The 380-nt window shown below is 68.4% G+C and carries 1 tRNA gene; it reads right to left on the minus strand.

The features are described 5' to 3' along the window. Nucleotides 1-187: 187 nt before the first annotated feature. Nucleotides 188-260: transfer RNA gene (locus UK12_RS33435), tRNA-Asn, on the minus strand. Nucleotides 261-380: the final 120 nt, after the last annotated feature.

Here is a 380-nt window from a genome sequence, read left to right on the forward strand (position 1 = left end):
TCCACCCTTCCTCGCGGTTCCTGCCGCGTTGCCCTACCCGTCCTGCCGGGCGGTGAACCGCCCAGGCAGTGGCGGGTCCGGGCCAGCCGCGCCCGCCGTTCACCAGCATCCCCCGCGGGGCGGGAGGGCCGCGCGCCGGGCGCGCCGGAGGGGGTGCTGGGGGCGAGTTGAACTAATAGTTTGGGGACTCACCCCATTGGACTCGAACCAAGAACCTGCCGATTAACAGTCGGCTGCTCTGCCAATTGAGCTATGGGTGAATGAGCTTCCGCCTCGATCTCCGGGATCCTCCCGGCCCTCTCGGCGCTCGCTGCGGGAGATACATTAGCGCACTGAGGGGGGTGGGCCGCCAATCGATATGTCAGCTCGCTCCCGACGCC

Origin of the sequence: Saccharothrix sp. ST-888 (assembly GCF_000955975.1) — a bacterium.
Classification (GTDB): Bacteria; Actinomycetota; Actinomycetes; order Streptomycetales; family Streptomycetaceae; genus Kitasatospora.